Raw genomic sequence first — 21,692 nt, forward strand, 5'->3', positions numbered from 1 at the left:
TTATCTCTATTTCAAAGGCGGACATTTAACCGACGGACCGAGCACGTAAATCAGTTTGATGGTTCCGGTCATGTAGGAATCTCTCTGCTTACTGTTATTTCCGCGGGTAACCAGGCTCGGATCAGCTCTCAGTTGCGCATACGGATCTTCCGCCTCGGTCAGGCCGAGATACTCGCGGAGGAGAGCCGTCCGGTCCCGCTTCGGGAAACGCGCCGGGTTTACCTCGAACGCGCGCAAGGACATCTGCCGCGCCTGGGCCGGGTCTGCCCCGGAAGCCCATACGGACGGATCCGGGTAAGGCTTGGAAACATCATCCAGATAGTCGGTTGTCGTAAAACGGAACCCCAGCTCAGCCGCAATATCAAACTTCGGATTGATCTTATAACGCAGGCCCACACCCACCGGGATGGCAAGCTTCACCAAAGAATACAATTTTTCCTGCCCTTCTCTTCCCTGTCCTTCCGTACCGAGGGGCTGCAATGCCACCCAGCGCTGTTTTTCGGTAGATCCCGCCTCCACAGGCAGTCGCGCCTTGGGATTATGCGCGAACACTGCTATACCGCCAAAAAGGTAGGCTCCGAATTGGGGACGGCGGTCGTAGCTGCGGCCATCCGGTGTAAGCTTATAAATACCTACTGCCGCCAGTTCCTTCACATCATTCCTGAAATGCAGGTTTCTGATAAAAAAACTCTGGTTTGCATTCCCGCTTTTATTCATTGTATAATCATCGCCCGCAATCCGGATCCAGCTGAGTGAAGCCCTTGCTGCAAACCGTGGTGAAAAATGTCGCGTATATTCCCCGGTCACACTCCAGCGCATCATTCGGAATGTGGAACCAATTACACGCCTGTAAGGCGCGAAATCACCATAATAATTGGCCGTTCCGATCCCGAAACCAACCGTTGAATAGGGTACAAACTGGTTGCGATAACCCTGTCCCAAGGCTTGATTCCCTATAGCGAAGGCCCAAAAACCCACCGCCCATGCGACGATTCTCGTGAACTGAATCTTTTTCTCAGCCTTCCCAAATACTACTTTCATAATTTTCCCTGTATCCCATGGTTTGCCAAATACTTGACTACAACGATATATCCCGAAGCTCTATTGCATTGAAAAAACACAAAGTCGGGATAATCCTTTCGCCCGGGGGCATGCGGTTCTGAAAACGCTGTCCCTGCGGTTGACACGGAAAAAGCCATGCCAGAATGGCCCGGTTTATAGGGATTTGATTAATTTTGACTAGACCAATCCGAATCCGTAATGCTTGAAGCAAAAAGCCTGCAATACGCCTACCAGTCGGCGAGAAAATTCACTTTCCCCGATTTTGCGTGCCCAAACGGACAATCCTTACTCATCCTGGGGCAATCCGGCAAAGGCAAGACTACACTTCTCCATTTGCTGGCAATGCTGCTGAAGCCCGAGAAAGGATCGATTTCCGTGGACGGGCAGGAAGTTACCTCCATGTCACCCCGGTCGTTGGCAAAATTCAGGGCGGAACAGATCGGGATTGTGTACCAGAAAGCCCATTTTGTGAATGCGCTTACCGTACGTGAAAACCTGCTGATTGCCAACTATCTCGCTGATAAAAAAACCGACAGCGCCAAAGCCGAGTTTCTTGCCGGCGAGCTGGGTTTTGCCGAGCATCTCTCGAAAAAGACTTTTCAGCTCAGCCAGGGTGAGCAGCAGCGTGTTTCCATAGCAAGGGCGCTGATGAACGGCCCCTCGGTCATCCTGGCCGATGAACCTACCTCCAACCTCGACGACCTCAATTGCGAGCGGGTTATCCGGCTTTTGAAAGCACAATCGGAAAAAATCGGGGCCAGCCTCATTGTGGTTACCCACGACCAGCGTTTGAAAGACACTTTTACCGACAGGATCTTTCTCTAGATCGACGGACTGTCACAAGCTTTAATTCATTATGAACCTATTGAACCTGAGTTGGGCCAATCTTAAGGATAAAAAACTAAATAGTTTCCTGAGCACGCTCCTGCTTACCCTGGGCATTGGCATTATTTCGCTGCTGCTGCTGCTAAACAAACAACTGGAAGATCAGTTCCGCAAGAATCTGCGCGGTATCGACATGGTAGTCGGCGCAAAAGGGAGCCCCCTGCAGCTCATTCTGTCATCCGTATACCAGATTGACGCACCGACCGGGAACATCCCGCTTGCGGAGGTTCAGAAGCTGTCACGCAACCCGATGGTCAAAACCGCGATTCCACTTTCCATGGGCGACAACTATCATGGCTTCCGTATTGTAGGGACGAATGAAAAATACCCGGAGCATTTTGCAGCGGAGCTCGAAGCCGGCGATCTGTTCGAAAAATCAATGGAAGTAACAGTCGGCTACAAAGTCGCGGAGGGCGCCGGGCTGAAAATCGGTGATTCATTTGCCGGCTCTCATGGATTCGACAAGGAAGGCGAATCTCACGGGAACCACCAGTATACCGTAAAAGGAATTTTCAAACCGACGGGATCGGTACTTGACCAGTTGATTCTTACCCCCATCAGCAGCGTATGGGATATCCACGCAGATCACGAAAACCATGCGGAAGCCGATACCGCCGAAAAAGAGGTAACGAGCGCCCTGATCTCGTTTCGCAATCCGATGGCCATGATGATGCTGCCCCGTATGATCAACGAAAACACCAAAATGCAGACGGCTCTGCCCAGCATTGAAATAAACCGGCTGATCGAACTGCTCGGGGTAGGAATCGATACGCTCCGTGCACTCGCGCTCCTCATCATGATAATTGCGGGTGTAAGCGTATTCGTATCACTGTACAACTCGCTTAAAGAAAGAAAATATGAGATGGCGCTATTGCTTTCTATGGGTGCTACCCGTACCAAGCTCTTTCTTCTTCTCCTCTTCGAAGGCCTTCTCCTCTCTCTGATCGGCTTTTTTGCGGGTACAGGACTGAGCCGGCTCGGCCTGTGGCTATTCAGCCAGACCGCAGAACGGGATTTCAACTATTCATTCCGGAACTTTTCTTTCCTCCCGGAAGAGATCTATCTTTTAGCTGCTGCCATAGCTATTGGCGTAGTCGCCGCTGCAATTCCGTCTATCGGGATTTACACCATTAATATTTCCAAAACCCTGGCTGAAGACTAAAGCTGAAAAGCAAATTTTCCGGTATTTTCCCGACTCGCTTCACTGCCGGCCGGCATATCCATGTCCCTCCTATCCGGCCTTTCATTCAATAAAATCTATCCCGATCAACATAATTGGAGTGATGCTCTATGTCTTCAGGATAAACATATCGTCGGAAAAGTTCATTTTTATCGTAAGACAAATTCTACATTTTATATAAAAAACTCCTATTTTGCCTTATAATTATATAAACAGTTACATCAGAGCGTCGACGACGTTCGTTATACCCTCAAAGACATTAATTAACGACAACAACCATGCGCAAAAATACCCCGGGAAACACCCGTGATCCGGCGAAGCTGAAAATGGCTATTGTTGAAGCAAGGCCAATATTTAGAAAAGGCCTGTTGACCGCGCTGAAAGAAAGCTATACGGAGGTTTCGTCTTTTGAAGCAGACGAAATTGAAGCGTTAAGCGGGCTCGCCAAAGAACAGGCGCCGGAGTTGGTATGGATCGGCATCAACAGCCATGACCACCCGAATATCATCCAGCAAATCGCCGGCCTAAGCGCCCGGTTGCCTTCGGCCAAGGTTATTCTTTACGATTATAAAAGTGACCTGAAAACCATTCCGCGCCTGCTGCGCCTGGGTATTGCCGGCTACCTGGTCGCCGATTTTGACGTGCCCGAGCTCCTGTTATGCGTCAATACAGTCCTCGACGGGAAACGATATATCAGCAACGAGATAATATGGAAATACCTCAATAATGAGTCGGAAGAAATTGAACCGCCAAAAACAAACCTTTCAAAAATGGAAGAGGTAGTGGCCAATTACCTTACGCAGGGCATGAGCGTTTCGCGGATAGCAGAGGTCATGAACAGGCAGATTTCGACCATAAGCACGGTAAAAGCAAAGGTGTTCAAGAAAATGAACGTGGCCAATGTATTGGATCTGAAGGATAGGCTTCATAGAAGCACGACGTCGGATGAGGCAGCTGCACCATTCAATCCGGACGTGCGCTGATAATCAAAAGAACGCGTCTCCGAAAAGCCCGGAAACGCGTTCTCTCTGGTCGCTCTCTATTTCGCGTCTATTTGCCGGTAAGCATTGAGCGTAATCATTTCTCCCTCCTTCCCCGGCTTACTTGTTCCGTGCTCCATCCCGACAAAACCCCTGTAGCCTTTGTCGTAAACGTGTTGCAGGATATTTTTAAAATTCACTTCTCCTGAGGTCGGTTCGTTTCTCCCGGGTGTGTCCCCTATCTGTATGTAGGCAATTTCATCCCAGGCGTAGTCAAGTGTCGGAATAATATTTCCTTCCTGGATCTGGACATGATAGAAGTCGAACAGCACCTTCACGCTCGGGCTATCAGCACCTTTGGCAAGTGCATAAGCCTGGGGAATAGTATGCAAAAACATACCTGCATGGTTAATCTTATGGTTCATGGATTCCATCACCATTACCATACCATGCGGTTCGTAAATCTCGGCCGCACGCTTCAGCAGCTCAATCGCGTTGGCCATCTGAAAATCCCACGGCAGGTTGGGATCGGCTTTACCCAGCACATTGTGGATAATTTTGGTATTCATCCTTTTGGCCACCTCCACTGACGCCCGCATATCGGCCAGTACTTTTTCGCGGATAGCCTTGTCCCGGCCGGCGAAAGAAACCGCATCAAAAGTAAAAACGCCTACAAACTGGCCAAATTCCATGCCCAGTTTCTGTACCGCCTGGCTGATCCGCTCCTGCTCCGCCACCGGTCTCCGGATCAGGTAAGTATTTTCCCAGGCCCTGAACCCGTTGTCAAAACCCCACTTGATCTGGTCGACCACATCGTTTCCGGCCGCGTCCGCAAAAATGCCGAATTCAGGCGAAAACTTGGTTTTAAAGGGCTGAGCCACCGGCGCCTGCCTTGCAGCAGCTGCTACTTTGTCGCCCAGTCCCGTAAGTACCGCCCCACCGGCCAGCAAACCGGTCTTCAAAAATGCCTTCCTGTTCATTTGTTTAATAGGTTTGAGGTGTGAGGTTTGAGGTGTGAGGGTAAAGCTCATGCCTCACACCTCACCGCTCAAACCTCATAGCTATTTATTTTGCTGCCTGCTGTTTCTTAAAAACGCGATGAGGTCTGCCATTGCCTGTTGTTCAATCTGTCCGGCGAAGCTTGGCATCGGCGACATTTTCAGGGTCTGAATCGACTGAATATCCTGGCGGTTGACCGTTCGCTCCACACCGGGCGCCTGCCTGAGCTGGATGGCCGAGGACGTTTCGCTGGCGATGGTTCCCTGGATGGTCTCGCCGGTGTTGAGCGTGATCCCCCAGTAATCGTAACCCGGCGCCATAGCCAGTGCAGGATCCAGGATGTTCGCAAGGAGGTCTTTGGGCAGCCAGTTGTGTACTGTTCCGAGATCAGGACCGAAAACCACGCCCATTTCGCCGCGCACCTGGTGGCAAATGGAACAATGTTGCACAAATACCTGCATCCCTTTGTTCGGATCTCCCGTCAACTCCAGTGATTTCTGGTACTCTTTAATCGCTTTTTCTTTATCTTCCCCGCCGGTCAGCAAGGCGCGCGCCCTGTCCCTGAGCGCGTCGTCTGAATGGCTCATCAACCGCACGCCACGCAGGTACCCGAGCCCCGAAGATTGTACCTTCCCGGTCTCAATCGCGTCAAGCAACAGCGGTACCCGCTCTTTGTCTGTAATGAAAAGATCCAGGGCCGCATCGCGGACATCAGGGGTCAGGCTCTCCCATTTCGACAAAACGAATGCCCCGGTTTCCTTTCCCGGCACTTTGTCAAGCATACGGATGGCCGCCATCTGGACTTCAGGCTCTTCTTTTGGTTGAATCAATTTCTTGAGGAAGTCAATATGGGCGGGAAGATTTTCATCCAATCCGAACAGACTTACGGCAAGGCTTCTGTCGGCAGCGGCCAGTGAGGTATTCCCGATCACCTTCTCCGCCCGCTGGAGACTGGCAGTCAGTAACGCCTTCGGCATGGGTTTTCCCGACTTCAACACGTCCAGCGCCGCCTTTCTGACCTCGCTGACAGGATGCGTCAACGCTGCGTCTACCAGGGAAGGAAGTTCCGAAGCCAGGATATTCGTCGCATCTTTTCTCCTTTTTACCCCCTGGGCCAATCCTTCCAACACGGCGGCTTCCCGCTGCTTGCCTTTCCCCGAGAGCGCCATGCGGACCAGTTGGTGCACTTCGCCCAAATCCCGGCCGGCCGCTACCATTGCGGTCAAACGCCGGACCAGCGAACCATATGCAGGCTGGGCCGCATCGTACCTGGCCAATACTTCTTTCAAAAGCGGTACCGTTTGCGATGAATCGGCCGAAATTGCAGCGATTTGCACCCATTCATCCTGAATATCCCTGAACAAAAGCCGCTGCCGCACTGCAGCCGCTTCACCGGAAGCAACGAAACCAAGGGTGCAAAGCAACTGGAACCTAACCTTATCGCTCGGGTCTTTTTCTAGGCCTACAAGTGCCTTTTCAAGCTCAGGCGCGGTTTTCAGATGCAGCTCCGCCAGCCTGACGGCATTTTCCCGGACCCCGGCTTCCCGGTCTGCCAGTGCCGCCGCAATCAACGGCGCACTCAGCTTGTTCAGCCCCTGAAGCGTCCAGAGTGCGTGCAGTCTCCCCTCGGGAACGGTCGAGCTGCTAACCATTTGCTCCAGGTCGGGCACGATTGATACATCCTGCCTGTCGACCAGCAACCGCTGAGCATTTTGCCGCCACCAGATATTTTTATCAGCCAAATGAGCAACAAGCGCTTTGGGCGAAGACTTGCCGAGCGAGACTCCCTTGGTCCAGTCCGGCTTCCCCGTGCCCGTCGGCGTAATGCGGTAAATCCTTCCCATATCGTGTCCATCGTATAACCCGCCGGCCTCGACCGCTTCATCGGACATCCATTCGGGATGCTCGATAATTCTACGGTAATAATCCAGCACATACAGGGCGCCGTCCGGACCGACATACATGTTAACGGGGCGTGACCAGGAGTCTTTCGATGCCAGGAATTCTTTCCCCGGATGCTGGCGGCCGGCAACGAATGTGGCTCCTTTTTCCTTCAGCACATCTACGTGGACCAGGTTACTGACCGACTCTGCTACGAAAGTTACATTTCCATCGTATGGCGCTGGGAACAATCCGCCCAGGTAGGCGGTAATCCCGCTCGAAGAAGTTGTAACCCCCACCGGTGTAAATAACTGGCGGTCGGGATTGGTCGTAATCTGGAAAACTTCGGTGGCATCTCCGTGGTCAGAAATCGGCTGTGTTGCGTTTGACACAACGAGCGAAGGGTTCCTGGCCAGGTAGCGCGCCGCAATTACTTCGTGGTAAATATGGTTTTGGTTGTGGGTAAGCAGGTGGCTCCCCCAGCGATCGAAAGTATGGCCGAACTGGCTCCTGGAAGAAGCCAGCTCCAGCTCACGGGAATCCGGCCGGAAACGAACGTTGTTGCTGCTCGCATTTTTGGGGAGCTGCGGCCCGCCGGCCTGGTCTGCAAAGTGGACTTCGCTCCCGGTATCGCCAAATTCGGTGCCGTATTTCCGGGTCCCGATAGCGCCAAGGTGCGAAAGATACACCCAGTTATCCAGCCCATAGATAGGGTTGTTGACGTTCACATGCGGGTTGGAGAGCGAAAAACCGGTCAGCAGCTTTTTTCTTACGTCCGACTTCCCGTCGCCGTCGGTATCCTCGAGATAAAGTACATCAGGCGCGTCCGTAACAATTACACCTTTTTTCCAGCGCATGATTCCGTTGGGCAGCGTAAGATCTTCAGCAAACACCACGCTTTTGTCCATCACACCGTCGCCATCGGTATCGCTGAGCAGCTTGATTTTGCCGGTACCACTTTTATCAAGGGGATACCCGGGCATTTCCACCACATACATCCGCCCATCTTCATCAATTTCCATATCCACCGGGCTCGCGACCAGCGGTTCGGACGCAAGTAACTCGATCTTAAAGCCGGGTTCCAGCTCGAAGGATTTCAGGGCTTCAGCAGGAGAAAGAGAACCTTCATGTGAGGTGACCTTTTCTTTTTTATTTTCGCAGGCGGTCCAGGTCAGGGAACACACCAGGGCAAGAGGCAAGAGGTACTTCGTCATCGGACATTATTTTCTGGCAGCCGCCCGGGGAGCCCGGGCGCACCACACTGACAAATTTTGATTGAGCAACTTAACTGGGGCGGACACCTGTCAACGGAGCGAATCCGAAAGCTTCGTCAGTTCCGCCACGATTTTCTCCGAGGCCGTCTCCTCGACTTTGGTCACCGTCAGCCAGGTCTCATAGCCGCCGAGCCGATGTTGCGCCGGTGGTGCGAGGTAGCCGTAACAACCATTTGCGAGGGAAATCGTAAAGCTGTTTTTAAAAGGGCTCGTCTTTTTCAGATCCAAGCCCGTTTCTGTAAAAACTTCGAAGGGAACCGCCCGTACCCCCCACTCGCCGATTTTGAAAACCTGTAGCGGAACCGCAATTTCGGCAGGCCAGTCTTCATAAATATGAATGGCCCGGTCGGCGAAAACACGCTCCAGGGAATGTTCAAATTTTTTGTCGGACGGGCTGTCTCTTACCGATTTGGAGCGTTCATAAAGCTCCCGGGAAGGCTTCCGCACCTTTATCGGTATCTCGGACCGGACCGAACGGAGCTTTACATGCGGCCTGTATTCAATATTCTGATATACACGCAACACTTCCCGCGCCACATCTTCAGCCACGATATTCATTTTTTCATAAGGCCCGTAGGCTTTGCCCTGTTTACTGAAATCGATATTATTGACATCACCGGAGGTTCCATTGGTCAGAAAGCCCACAAAAGGCGGAAACTGTTGCTGTTGCCCCAGGTGCCTGGCCAGCTTACCGGCAAACAGTGCAAAATAGTCTGCTGAAACATGACCGGTGGGCACGCCCCCCACATAGTGCAGCGAGTAATTGGCCAGCAGGCCGATGGGCCTTCCATTGACAGACTGAACCGAAAGGAAAGCTACTTCAGGGTCGGTAGTTCCTGCCGGCTCGGTTTTGTTCGCATTGTTCACCCCGGGATTGAACATTGCTGCATCCATCTGACCGAAGGGATTCCTGACTTCATTTTTCAGTTTCCAGCGCCGGTTAAACACATGCTGCGGCACGCTTCCGCTTCCCCACCCGATCCGCGCGGGTTCGAGGTTATTAACGGCGATGCGTACCCCATCGGCAATTCGCCGCGCCAAAAATTTCTGGTAGTCGTCAAGCAAAATTCCTTTCCGGTCCTTTCTGAACCGCTCGCCGTCACCGCTGGCGGATACGCCGGAATGGGTATGGGTGGCGGACATCAATACCTGGGCCGGGTTGATACCGGTTTCCTGCCGGATCATCTTGCCGGCTTCGTCGAAAACAGGCTGATCTACGCCCACATTATCTACCACAACAAAGACAAGCTTCGTCTCCCCGTCATCCAGCACCAGGCTGCGGGCCGAAAGCGGGTCGTGGATATGGGTAGCAGGCGGTACGATAAAATTACCCACTATTCCCTGACCAAGTTTGGGTGAAACATCTACTACCGAAGCTCCCGCCCTGAAAACCTGGGCCCGGCCGGGAATCGCCATAAAAAGCAACATCCCGACCGTACATGCGAACCGCCAACGGGCTGTTCCCGCATACAGGCTCCTGATATTACTGCGCATCTTTTTCATATATTCTCTCCGGAAGCGGCCCGCTATTTCCAGGCCTGATCAATGAACTCCAATGTTTTCTCTACCAGTACCTGGCCGCCTTCGGGGCTCACAATGTTACTTTGACATACCGCGCTGTACCCACCGCCCTTGACGGCTTTATCCGTAGCGAGGTAAGAACCCGGTCCTGCCAGCTGAACCACAAAAGTCTGGAGCGCTTTGCTCCTGGCCTGAATCCTGATACCGAAATCAGTAAACAGCTCGAACTGGTTGGTGCAGATAACAGCGTCTCCGATCCGGATCACGTGTACTTCTGTTTCGTACAAAGGGTTAGGATTGGTTTTCTGCCGCTCGTAGCGTTTTACCACATCATTGAACCAGGTCATTTTTGCGTTCAGATCATCGGTCTTCTTAGGATCTTTTGCGATTGCCTCCGCACATTCTTTCACCACCAGCTTTGATTCTTCATACTCGGCGTCGGTAATGATGCGCATAGGCAGCTGAATTTTGTTAGCGAGATGGACCAATTTAACATCCGAAGTCGCCTGGCTCCTGATCACTTCGTGCGTGCGGTCTACGGCCCGGTTGATCCTCCCCGCAATGTCTTCCATGCGGTCATACTTCCCGAGGGTACGCATTCTCTCCTCTGCTTTTTTGCGGTACATGGGGTGCGGCGACTGGTCACCGGCGGCCCCGGTCCATCCGAGTATACACAGATTTGCACCATACTTCTTACGCAAAGCAGTACGGGTAGGATGCCAGAAATCAGCGTTTACAAAAGAGCGGTGCTCCACCTCCTGGGCCGGGCAGGGAACATTGATTGCCAGCCCGATCAGCTTTTTACTTTTGTCCCAGAAAAAAAGCGTATTGATATCATGGTCTTCATAACCTTCCAGGTTGATAAAATCGGGTTGGTTGGTGTTTCCGTACATCACGGTCTTTCCGCTGCTGTAATGCGCACGGCGGTTATAGGCAACGGCGGCCCTTTCGAGACCCCAGGTAACTGAACCCTGTGCCCGGCTTTTCCAGGCTTTTACCACTGCATCCGCAACACGGTCGCTGAAAAACTCTTTGTATTGCGCGGGGCTGGTGACCCCCTCCTTCGGAACTGCATACAAAAAAGAATAGTCGTCGGTTTCGTCTTCCAGCACCGGCGCGGTGTGCGTATGCGTGGCGCTCAAAACCACTTTTGAAACGTCGAGGTCCGGAAGTTGCTTTTTCACTTTTGCCCGCACCCGGTCGCGTATCCCGGCAGAGATATAGACCAGATCGCAGGATACCATAATCGAAAATTCTTCGGTCTTCCCTCCATTCCTGTTCTCCAGCGCCAGCACGCTGGCGGAAATCGGCGTTTGCGCTTCCTTCGCTATTCTGAGGTTAAATTGTCCCATCAGTGCAACCGGCAGCGGGGGGGTGATATCGACTGTAGCCGTACCTACATACAACTCCGACCCGACCAGCCGGAGGCACAGCAAACAAAAAAAGGGGAGTAAGAACAGCTTTCGCATCATATTGATCAATAAAATGGGAGATACAAATACAAAACTCTTTTTATCGGGCACTAAAAAACAACACTTACTTCCACAGCTCATCCAGCAACTCCACAGTACGGTCCACCAATACCTGCCCGCCTTCAGGCCCAATCCGGCAGCTATGAATCACTGCGCTGTAGGCGCCGCCCTTAACCGCCTTTTCAGTGGGCAGGTACGATCCCCATTCCGGGCTTCCGGCAAGCTGTACAACAAAAGTCTGGAGCGCCTTGCTCCTGGCCTGCATGCGGATACCGAAATCGGAAAACAATTCAAATTCATTGGTACAAATGGCCACGTCGCCGAGACGGATTACATGTAGCTCCATATCGTAGCCGGGTTGCCGCTCTTTCTGTTGCCGTTCATAGCGACGCAATGTCTCGCCTTCCCAGGTCATACGCCGGTATAATTTGTCGGCTTCCTTCGGATCGGCCTCAATTTTACTTTTCGCCATTTCCACCGATGCTTTGGCGGCGAGGTAGTCACGCTCCGTTACCAATCGTTCCGGCAGCGTCAGGCGCTCGGTTTTGTGCACCAAAGGCAACGTATTGTGCCGATCATTTTTTACCGTTTCATAGGACTCATCGACCGCCAGCACAATCCTTCTGGCAAGCTCATCAAGGCGGTTCAGCTTACGGAGCTCACGCATGCGGTCGTCGGCTGCCTGGCGGTAGCGGATATGGGGCGTAAGATCGCCCGCGGCGCCAAGCCAGCCCAGCACACAAACCTGCCGGCCGTATTTGCCGTGAATCTCCTTTCTGACCGCGTCCCAATAGTCGGCGTGTACCGCTGCCCTGCCTTCAACTTCCTGCGACGGGCTGGCAACTCCAATCACCATAGCTATCAACTGTCCGCTTTTGTTCCAGAAAAACAGGGTATTGATGTCGTGGTCTTCAGGACCTTCCAGGTTCCTGAACTCGGGCAGGTCGGTTTTGCTGCTCATGCCCGAGGTGCCGTCTGAATAAGCTACGCGGCGATTGTAACCTACCACGGCATAGCTAAGCCCCCAGGCCACGCCGGCCTCCTCGCGCTGGTTCCAGGCCGCCGAAATTCCATCCGCAATTTTTTCGGCAAAAAATTTCCGGTATTCCTGCACCTGCGTTACCCCGTTTTTGGGGATTGCATATTCTCCTTCCCGTAGAACAGGCGCCGTATGGGTATGGGTAGCGTTTAAAACAATTTTACTTATATCGAGTCCTTTTACCCTTTTTGCTACTTCATCGCGCACCAGTTTGATCACATCGGTAGGTATGTAAAGCACATCGCAGGAAACCATAACAGCGAGGTCTTCTGACACGCTGCCCTCCCGGGTTTCAATTACCAGTATGTTGGCGGTAAGGGGAGTTTCGGCTTCTTTCGCAATACGGAGGTGAAACTGCCCGGTGACGGCAACCGGCAATTTGGGGGTAATGTCGACACTGCTCCTTCCGACATAAAGATTGGAAGCAATCGCACCTGCCGACAAAAAGGTCAGGAATAGAGTAAAAATACGTATCATTTTTTTTTGCTTGTTAGTATCCGATTTTCTCACCACAGCTCTTTCAGCATCGACACCGTTTTTTCAACCAGCTCATTGCCTGCTTCCGGGCCGAATAAAGTACTTGCGGGAACAGCGCCATAAGCGCCGCCATTGATGGATCGCTGCGTAGGCAGGTAAGTGCCCGCACCCGTAAGCTGCACGATAAATGTCTGTACGGCAGGGCTCTTCACTTTCATCTGGATACCATAATCGAGATAAAGCTCAAAAGGATTGCTGGCAATGGCCATATCTCCAATCCGGATTACTTTCAGCTCTACCCCCAGTTTGGCACTCTTTTTTTCCAGTTCGTATCGCTCCAGAACGGATTGTCCCCGGCGAAAGCGGGTATTGGCAATGGTGATATTGGTATACCAGCGCGGCTTTTTGGTCATCTCGGGATTTGCCCGGGCCTCTGCCAGCATTTTTTCATATTTGGGCTGCCACTCGGCTATTTCTTTCCTGGCATCCTCCAGATCCTTTTCCCCCAGCAACCGCCTCGACAGCCGGACCGTTTCCGTTTTTTGGGACAAGACCGGGTTCCAGTCGATATTCGCTTTCATGTAGGGCAAAATCGCCTTCACCCCGTCGGTAACGTAGCGCGCAAGCTGGCGGCGTCTGGCCAGGCTTGAGCGCCCGACCCCTTCATTACCTATCCCCATAAGCTTCTGCATCCGCTCTTCCGCTTTGGTTTCCCACATCAGGTGCGGCGACTGGTCGCCGGCGGCGCTTACCTGCGGCAGCACATAAAGCTCCTTCCCCAGTTCTTCCCGAAGCAGGGCACGGGTTTCGTTCCAGTAATCGGCGGAGATCTGGTACATACTCTCGGTAACCTGTGAGGGGACGGCGGCGTTTACCACCACGCCGGTCAGTTTCCCCGCCTGGTCCCAGGTATAAATCAGGTTCAGGTTGTGATCTTCGTAGCCTTCAATATGGCTGAACTCGGGCCTGCTCGTGTTGCCGTACATCAGCGATTTGCCAGTTTTGTCAACCTGGAGCCTGTTGTGACCCAGCACCGCTTTGCTCAGCCCAAAGCTGATCCCACCCGGTTTCCTGTTTTTCCAGGCTTTCACGACTCCCTCTGCTATTCTTTGGGCGGCAAATTCCATATAGTCCTTCGGACTCATCACCGGCTTTCCCGATGAGATCATTTCCAGCGGGACTCCGTAAATATCGTTTACATCTTCCGCCGACGAAAGCGGCGCGGTGTGGGTATGTGAGCCGTTGAGTGTAATATCAGTCCCGGTCAGCTCCGGCGCCTTGCCTACAACCAGCTCCCGGACCCTGTCGCGCAGGTTAGAGGCATCTCTCATTCCGTCCGGAATGCCGATCAGGTCGCAGCCAACCAGGATGGTACGGGTTGTCTTTCCACCCTGACCGGACTCAAGCGCCAGCACAGTGGCGTAGAGCGGGTCCATTACGCTTTCCGACAACCGCGCATGAAACTGCCCTGCGATTAGAACCGGTTTTTGTGGTGTTATATCAGTTGAAGACCAACCTATTTTAAGCGAACCTTCTGCAGGCCGGGTAGTCGCTAAAAGACCGGTCGGGCCAATTGTCAGGACACAGATTATGAGTCTGCAGGCCAACCTGATCAAACGATCATTCATCATATACAGCATGTTAATACGCCCGCATCCGGGATGCGGACAGGTTCTGAGTTTAGGAATCGGTAAAGGTAAGAGAAATCTTCCGGAGCATACAAGTGCATGCTCCGAAAGACACCGTCTATCTTACTCCCAACCCGGGTTTTGCTTGAACGACGGGTTCAGCGCAAGCTCCTGGGTCGGAATCGGGTACAGGTACAGGCGGTCGTTCCATGTGCGGGTAAAGCCGGGGTAAATGATGCGGTAATTCCCGGTTGCCGGGTCACGCGCTCCCTGGTAGGTCTTCGGGTTATCCAACAGCTTTCCTGCTTTCCAGCGTACCAGGTCATCCCAACGTTTTCCTTCACCAGCCAGTTCTATCCGGCGCTCACGCCTGATTTCGTTAATAAGCGGCGAAACCGCTACTTCCCAGTTCGGCCAGTTAGGGTCAACGAAACCCACTGTAGCTTTCAAAGCAGGCATTCCTACTCGTGCACGAAGCAGGTTCACCGATTTATCCAGCACCGCCTGGTCGGCTTCGCCCAGCTCTGCTTTTACTTCAGCATAGCTCACCAGTACCTCTCCGTAGCGGAAGATAAAGTTGTCGATCACACACTGATTCTGGAGCCGGTCTCTTTCGTGCGGCGAGAATCCTTTCAGAATGTAGTAGCTGGTAGTTACGTAGTTGTTATCAAATTCCGGCATCGGACGATACTCGAGCGATCCGTCACCATAAATCCGGTAGATGCGGTCTTTGTTGTAAACGGACTGCTGCATGCGCGGATCACGGCCTACGAATTCGTCTCCGAATACTTTGTCGCCTTTATAAAGCGGACTCAGCGCGATAGGCAACCCGTCTTTACAGAGGTACCCGTCCACGAAGTCCTTGGTATAACCGGTCCGTTGCTCGCCCAACGCCCGAACGTCATTGTGCATGCGTTTGGCTTCCAGGAAACGCTGTACCATGATCCCCTCCGGGTTCCCTTTCAATTCGTATTGTACAAAAAGGTCAAAATAATCCTGGTCCGGCTTACCGGTAGAGTAAACGCTGAACGCGCCCGAGGTGATGATTTCTTCGGCAGCGGCGGCCGATTCCCTCAGCAAAGGGAGGAACTCCCCGCCCACCCCGTGGTATTTCCTGAAGGTACCTTCAAAAAGTCCTACATCCACTTTCAGCGCCAGGGCCGCATATTTGGTCAACCGGTCGGCGGGCGAGACGGCCGGCAGGTTTTTAACGGCAAAATCGAGCTCTTTCATGATGTTGGCCACCACCAGCTGGCGGGTATCACGCGCTTTCTGCAAATCTGCGGAGCCTACTTCAAGCGAGGTGTCCAACCAGGGGACATCCCCGAACATTTTCACTTTTTTAAAGTAGTGAAAAGCTTTAAAAAACCTGATTTCCGCCTCTGCAACCAAAAGTGCAGGACTGGGCTGCATTTTGGCGATCCGTTCGAGGGCAAAGTTACAGTTGCGAATCTGTAGCCAGTCGCCTTTTCCCCAGCCGCCGCCGCTGGCCGGCAACGTATATTCATTCCACGAGACCGGGTTGCGCGAGCCCGGAGCATTGTTATCGGAATTGTCGTCAAGCCGCCAGTTTAAGTGCGGATCCCGGAGTGTGACATAAAACTGGTTGGCGTACATTTCCACATCGGAAGCACTGGTCCAGAAACTTGCGTCATTGATCTGATCCAACGGATACCTTTCCAGGAAATCGTCATTACAAGCGCCAAGCGCAGCAGCCAGAAAAATTATCCCTATATATTTCTTCGCTTTCATGTGACTAGAGTTGTGAGCCGTGAGGGATGAGGAATGAGCCGCAATGTCGGAAGGCTTAGGCTTTCGCGCCCGGCAACTCAGACCTGTTATCTCAAAGCTATTTCATGATATTTTATAAAGTTGTCAGGTGTGAGCCGCGGTATCAGCGTATGTAGCTTTACCTGTATACCTGCTACCTTGTGGCTCATACCTTCTCTTCAAATCAAAACCCGATGTTTGCCCCTACTGAGAACGCCCGGTTGAGCGGGTAAGACATTGCGCTTGACTGCTCCGGGTCGGCAATGCGGATCATCTTTGTAGCTTCCCACATGTTGTTGCCGGAGAAATAGAGCTGCATGCGCTTCATACCCAGTTTTTCGGTAATAATCGCCGGGATCGTGTAACCAAGCGTGAGCTGCTTCAGCCGGAGGTAGGCGGCATTCTGCAAATAGCGGGTCTGCGTGGTAGTGACGTCAGTACCACCGGTGATAAGCGGGCGGGGAAAATAGGCGTCGCGGTTGGTAGGCGACCACCAGTCCGTCCCGACTTTCCCTTGTACACTCCACTCGTCGTTATATTGTCCCACAAAATAGTTACCGGCGATCTGCATATCACGTTTTGCCACTCCCTGGAAGAAGATATCCAGGTCGAAACCTTTCCAGGACAGGTTCCCGCGGAAGCCATAGCTATAGCGCGGCGTATTGTTCCCGATAATCTTCATATCACCGTGGTCGTCAAGCGTCTGTTTTCCCCGGGTAATTTTTCCGTCTCCGTTCTGGTCCACGAACCAAAGGTCACCGGCCTCGCGCTTCCTTCCGGCAATCTGGGACTGGTCTAGTTTGGCGGCTTCTTCGTCGGTCTGGAAAATACCACCGGTCTCCAGGCCCCAGATTTCACCGATGTTACGGCCCACGTAGTGGTCAGCGATCAGGCCGGCCGGGTTGCTGAACCTGGTGATGCGGGCTTTATAGTCGGACAAAAGCAAGGTGACGCCGTAACGTACCTTCCCTACCTGGTCGTTCCAGTTAAGGGTCAGGTCGAAACCTCTTGTCCTGAGGTCTGCGGCATTCGCCCTCGGTTCACCTACCGCCAGTACGGCGGGGAGCGTAACAGATTTGGTCAGCATGTCTTTGGTATCCCGCTGATAGACGTCGAAAGTGGCATTCAGACGGTTTTCGAGCACCGCGAAATCAATGCCGATATTTTTCTGCGTTACCGTTTCCCAGGTAAGGTTCGGACTGACCAGTCCCGGGGCATACACGGCCATCTGGTTGTCGCCGGACAGCAGGTAGCCGCCCAGGCCGGCTCCATAGGTAGCGATGTAAGGATAGTAACCCATCCCGTCGATGTTCTGGTTACCCAGGTTTCCTACGGACCCTCTCAATTTCAAAAGATTGAAAGTGTTCCTGATCCCGGACAGGAAATTCTCATTGTCCAGACGCCAGCCCAGAGAGATGGACGGGAAAAAGGCAAAACGGTCTCTTTTCGGGAATTTAGAACTGCCGTCGTAGCGGCCATTGAATTCAAGGAGATATTTGTCGGCGTAGCTATAGTTCAGGCGGCCAAAAGCTCCGCGTATCGCATATTCCGTTTGCCCGTCATTTGCAAAACGCTCGCCGTATGCCAGGTTCATAAAGGGCATGGTTTCAACGATCAGCTTTTCTCTGCGGGCAGAATAAAGGCGATTGGAGGCATTCTCCTGGTTGAAACCAACCATTACTTTCAGGTAGTGCTTTTCAGCAAATGTATTCGCATAGTCTGCATAAGCATTGAATACATAGTACCGGTTGTTTTTATTGGTCCTCTGGACAGAGCTCGGGTTGGTGTAAGGGTAATAACCGCTGAGACCGGCGCGATCGTACATAGGCAGCCTTCTCCGGTAATCCACTTCGAGGGTGTCCTTGAAGTTGAATGAATAATCGAGGTTAAAGGATACGTTTTTGATGGGTGTGAGCTTTACCAGCCCGGTCATCCAGGCGTCAAACACATCCCGGTCGCGGTACCCGCCCTCTTTGTGCATCTGCACCACGTTGGGTACTGATCCCAGCGAAGCATATTTGCCGTCGGGCAGATAAACCGGCCAGTTCGCCCACTGATGCACCTGGAACATGTTCCGGTTTTCATCGAAATTATTGACATTGTCGTTCGGCGGATAGTGCTTGTTGCTGGCATTTACCGATATTTTGGCACCGACACGCATCCATTTCGCCAGATCATAATTCAGGTTGCTCATCACGTTGTACCGTGAGAACTTCTCGTCAAAGTTGCGCGTAATACCTCTTGCCTTGAAATACCCGACAGACGTATAATAGTCAAACCTGTCTGACCCGCCGGATATCGTCGCGTTGTACTGCTGCATGGGATAGTTGTCACGCAGCAATATTTTAGGCCAGTTTGTGTTGGCCGAAAAGGCATACACGTTGGGCCCTTCATTGGGGTGTTGAAAAGTTTCCGGCTGGCTGGGATCATTGTAGTGCGCCCGTATGGCAGCCTCGTAATACTCGTCGAACTGGTAATAGGGGCGCCCGTTGACGCGGTTATTGGCCTCGTTCATATAGGTCATCCGTTCCATAGCGTCCATCGTCTCAAACTTCACCACCGGCGTATTGACCGAATAGTTCATGGACAGCGAAACCTGTGGCCGGGTATCCTTCTTGCCGCTTTTGGTGGTAATCAAAACGACGCCGAAAGCCGCCCTCGCGCCGTAAATGGCTGCTGACGCGGCATCTTTCAGCACGGTAACACTTTCTATATCATTAGGATTGAGCTGATTGACATCCATCGGAATGTTGTTCACCAGGATCAGCGGCCCGCCGCCGTTCAATGACGTATTTCCGCGAATATTGAAGGCAGTACCGCCACCCAGCGCACCACTGGACTGGGAAACGTTCAGGTTCGCGATAGTTCCCTGCAGGGCCTGGCCGAGATTACCGACCGGCCGGCTTTGAATTACTTCCGATCCTACCGTCGCCACCGCGCCGGTAAGGTTTACTTTTTTCTGCTCACCATAACCCACCACCACGACTTCTTCCAGCGATTTGTTATCGACCGTCAGCGATACGTCCACGCGGGTCTGGTTCGCCACCACAATTTCTTTCGTAACAAAACCCACGAAAGAGAAGACCAGGGTAGCGGTGCCATCCGGTACATTGAGCTGGTAGTCTCCGTCGCTTCCGGTGATGGTACCCTGCTGCGTTCCCTTGATAACTACGCTAACACCGGGCAATCCTACGCCGGTCTCGTCTTTCACGACTCCCCGCACCTCCCGGTCCATAAACGCGATCTTGGCGGCGGTTGCTTCCCCGGTCTTATCGAAAGCCCTTTTCCTGAGCAGGATCCTTGAGTCAAGCACCTCGTACTGAACGTGCAGCGGGTTAAGCAGCTGGTCGAGCACATTGGAGAGTGAGCGGTCAATCGCCGTCAGCGAGGCACGTTGCTGAACCTGTATACTTTGCGAGCTGTATACAAATTTAACCTTCGCCTGCTTTTCTATCTGGCTCAGGATTTTTCTCAGTTCGGCGCCCTCAACTTCCAGTGAAATCTTCTGAGAAAGCACTTCCTGGGCCTTCGAAACATGCCCCAGCGAAACACCACAGAACGTTATGGCAATTACAAGCTGAATAACAGTCAACTGCATAGCTTTCAGAATTAACCGTTGTAGCGGTATACTTTTTTTCATACTTTTAGAAGTTTTTGTTGTAAACAATGGCAAAAGCAAATCTTGCATTCCGGAGGCGCTGGCACGCTTTCGGAATGTTTTTTTGACAACAACCGGGCGATTCAGTTGTCTGTCTCAGACATCTTCTTTGTTTAAAGCATAGGCTCGGGATGGGTTAAGGTTAAGGGGTTCGTGTAATCGCTGAATTTTATTTTCCGTTATCACCACAGCCTTCGCCCCTGAGAAAATACTCGTTTCCCAGAAGCTCTACATTACCATTGATAGACCTGCAAATCAGGTTCAGTTGATTATGGAGCGGTAATCCATTTAAATCGCCGTTAAAAACGCAGCCGGCGAACGCGCTCGAATCATATTGTATCTTTACCTCGAAATGCCGGGAAAGCCGCGTCACTACCTCCGTGATGGGACTGTCCTCGAAAATAAAATCGGAAAGCCGTTCAGGCGGGTTGATAAATACGGGTTCCTCGACGAGTTCCGTATGCATGACCCTTTTTGCGGGCTCAAAAGTTATTTTCTGGTTGGGTGTCAGAATCACCGCATCCTGAAGCGACTGCTTTTTGTTATTCTCGTAGACCGAAACACTTCCTGAAACTACTTCTACCTCCACCTTCCCGCTTTTAACGGAGGACTTGACGTTGAAACTAGTTCCCAATACCCGGGTGATCAACCCTCCGCTATATACGAGAAAGGGTTTTTTCTCATCCCGCTTTACCTTAAAAAAGGCTTCTCCTTCCAGGTAAACTTCCCGTAAATGATCATCAAACTTCGCCGGGTAGCGGATACTGCTCCCCTTGCCCAGCGTAATCAGGGTACCGTCGCCCAGGGTCAGGCTTTGGGGCTTGCCTTCTGTTTGAAAAGTGATAATTCCCTCCTGGGTATTCGTCGTCAGCTCGCCTGAAGCTCCCCGATCCCCCATCTTTTCCTTCGGGTGCTGCCCGTAATAGCTAAAGATCCCGAATGCAAGCAATCCCGCCACCAAAACAGAGGCTGCTATCCCCTGAGGAAAAAAAAATAGGCGTCTCCAGAGCGGTTCTTTTCCGAGCACTTCAGACGAAATCCTTTTCCAATACCGGCGCTTCATCCGGCTTTTCTCGGCCTCATCAAGCCGTATCTTGCTATTTGATAACACATTATCAGACCACATCTCCACCTGGCGGGCCTCCTCCTCGTTGCAGTCTCCGGCAAGATATTTCTGGAGCAGTCTGTCAAAATCGTGTCTGTTCATCTAATACACCTCAACGGGTTAGTTATTTGTTTGATAGAACCTAAGCTGTTCCCTCAGAACCTTTAGCGACTGCGTAATATGATACTCCACTCCTTTTTCCGTAATGTTGAACCTGCTGGCAATTTCCTTGACCGGCAGGTTTTCAAAACGGCTCATTCTGAAAATCTCTCCTGTTCGTTCCGGCAGTTTCTTCATTACCTCGTCAACGGCTTTTGACAAATCCGAAAAAAGCACGATTTCCTCGGTTGCGTACGTTTGCTGGATTTCATTCAGGATCAGATACTCCTGGTACTTCCGGTGGGTGATGCATGACTTGATATAATTGGTCACCCGGTGTTTGATTGCCACCACCAGGTAAGCGCTCAAATTCCGGATCGTCACTTCTTCGCGCCTGGTCCACAGACTTTCAAAAACGTCGTGAAGAATCTCTTCCGCTTCCTCTTTCGTCCCTACCTCCTGGTATGCAATTCCGTACAGTCTGAACCAGAAACGGTCATAGATCGCCTCGAAAGCCCTTTGGTTTCCATTGATCAGATATGCAACCAGTTCCTCGTCTGACAGCCTTTTGTACATGGTTAATTACAGGTTTAGCAGGTAGTCTGATCCTATAGTCAAGAAAGTGCGGAATATCCCTAGTAAATATTTCATTTTTTTCAGGA

14 protein-coding genes are annotated in these 21,692 nt (G+C 52.1%); 3 read left to right on the top strand and 11 right to left on the bottom strand.

The window, feature by feature from the left end:
* Positions 1-6 precede the first annotated feature (6 nt).
* Complete coding sequence (locus tag ABD852_RS18615; RefSeq protein WP_345031621.1) at positions 7-1,041, bottom strand: hypothetical protein; 1,035 nt, start codon at positions 1,039-1,041, stop codon at positions 7-9.
* 219 nt (positions 1,042-1,260) lie between these two features.
* On the opposite strand from ABD852_RS18615, the gene ABD852_RS18620 reads away from it, so the two are divergent.
* From ABD852_RS18620 to ABD852_RS18630, 3 genes are all read left to right on the top strand, one after another.
* Positions 1,261-1,887, top strand: coding sequence for an ABC transporter ATP-binding protein (locus tag ABD852_RS18620; protein WP_345031624.1), 627 nt, complete (start codon positions 1,261-1,263; stop codon positions 1,885-1,887).
* 31 nt (positions 1,888-1,918) lie between these two features.
* A complete protein-coding gene (locus ABD852_RS18625; RefSeq protein WP_345031625.1) occupies positions 1,919-3,109 on the top strand; it encodes an ABC transporter permease in 1,191 nt (396 codons plus the stop codon).
* Positions 3,110-3,405: 296 nt separating this feature from the next.
* The gene (locus ABD852_RS18630; RefSeq protein WP_345031626.1) at positions 3,406-4,110 is read left to right on the top strand and encodes a LuxR C-terminal-related transcriptional regulator; all 705 of its coding nucleotides are present in this window, start codon (positions 3,406-3,408) and stop codon (positions 4,108-4,110) included.
* A 56-nt stretch (positions 4,111-4,166) separates the two neighbouring features.
* On the opposite strand, the gene ABD852_RS18635 is transcribed toward ABD852_RS18630, so the two are convergent.
* From ABD852_RS18635 to ABD852_RS18680, 10 genes are all read right to left on the bottom strand, one after another.
* The gene (locus ABD852_RS18635; protein ID WP_345031627.1) at positions 4,167-5,087 is read right to left on the bottom strand and encodes a TIM barrel protein; all 921 of its coding nucleotides are present in this window, start codon (positions 5,085-5,087) and stop codon (positions 4,167-4,169) included.
* A gap of 81 nt (positions 5,088-5,168) precedes the next feature.
* Positions 5,169-8,201, bottom strand: coding sequence for a PVC-type heme-binding CxxCH protein (locus ABD852_RS18640; protein ID WP_345031628.1), 3,033 nt, complete (start codon positions 8,199-8,201; stop codon positions 5,169-5,171).
* Positions 8,202-8,291: 90 nt separating this feature from the next.
* Positions 8,292-9,764 (bottom strand): neutral/alkaline non-lysosomal ceramidase N-terminal domain-containing protein, encoded by a 1,473-nt coding sequence (locus tag ABD852_RS18645; RefSeq protein WP_345031629.1) that lies wholly within the window; start codon positions 9,762-9,764, stop codon positions 8,292-8,294.
* Positions 9,765-9,787: 23 nt separating this feature from the next.
* Complete coding sequence (locus tag ABD852_RS18650) at positions 9,788-11,254, bottom strand: hypothetical protein (protein ID WP_345031630.1); 1,467 nt, start codon at positions 11,252-11,254, stop codon at positions 9,788-9,790.
* 64 nt (positions 11,255-11,318) lie between these two features.
* Positions 11,319-12,770, bottom strand: coding sequence for a hypothetical protein (locus tag ABD852_RS18655; protein WP_345031631.1), 1,452 nt, complete (start codon positions 12,768-12,770; stop codon positions 11,319-11,321).
* Positions 12,771-12,799: 29 nt separating this feature from the next.
* On the bottom strand, positions 12,800-14,401 hold the full coding sequence (locus tag ABD852_RS18660; RefSeq protein WP_345031632.1) for a hypothetical protein: 1,602 nt from the start codon (positions 14,399-14,401) through the stop codon (positions 12,800-12,802).
* A gap of 120 nt (positions 14,402-14,521) precedes the next feature.
* Positions 14,522-16,150 (bottom strand): RagB/SusD family nutrient uptake outer membrane protein, encoded by a 1,629-nt coding sequence (locus ABD852_RS18665; protein WP_345031634.1) that lies wholly within the window; start codon positions 16,148-16,150, stop codon positions 14,522-14,524.
* Between the two features lie 202 nt (positions 16,151-16,352).
* A complete protein-coding gene (locus ABD852_RS18670; RefSeq protein ID WP_345031637.1) occupies positions 16,353-19,808 on the bottom strand; it encodes a TonB-dependent receptor in 3,456 nt (1,151 codons plus the stop codon).
* 187 nt (positions 19,809-19,995) lie between these two features.
* Positions 19,996-21,033 carry a FecR family protein gene (locus ABD852_RS18675; RefSeq protein WP_345031639.1) on the bottom strand — a complete coding sequence of 346 codons (1,038 nt, stop codon included), beginning with the start codon at positions 21,031-21,033 and terminating at the stop codon, positions 19,996-19,998.
* Between the two features lie 18 nt (positions 21,034-21,051).
* Positions 21,052-21,606, bottom strand: coding sequence for an RNA polymerase sigma-70 factor (locus tag ABD852_RS18680; RefSeq protein WP_345031641.1), 555 nt, complete (start codon positions 21,604-21,606; stop codon positions 21,052-21,054).
* Positions 21,607-21,692: the final 86 nt, after the last annotated feature.

It is taken from the genome of Ravibacter arvi, from assembly GCF_039540405.1.
Classification (GTDB): domain Bacteria; phylum Bacteroidota; class Bacteroidia; order Cytophagales; family Spirosomataceae; genus Ravibacter; species Ravibacter arvi.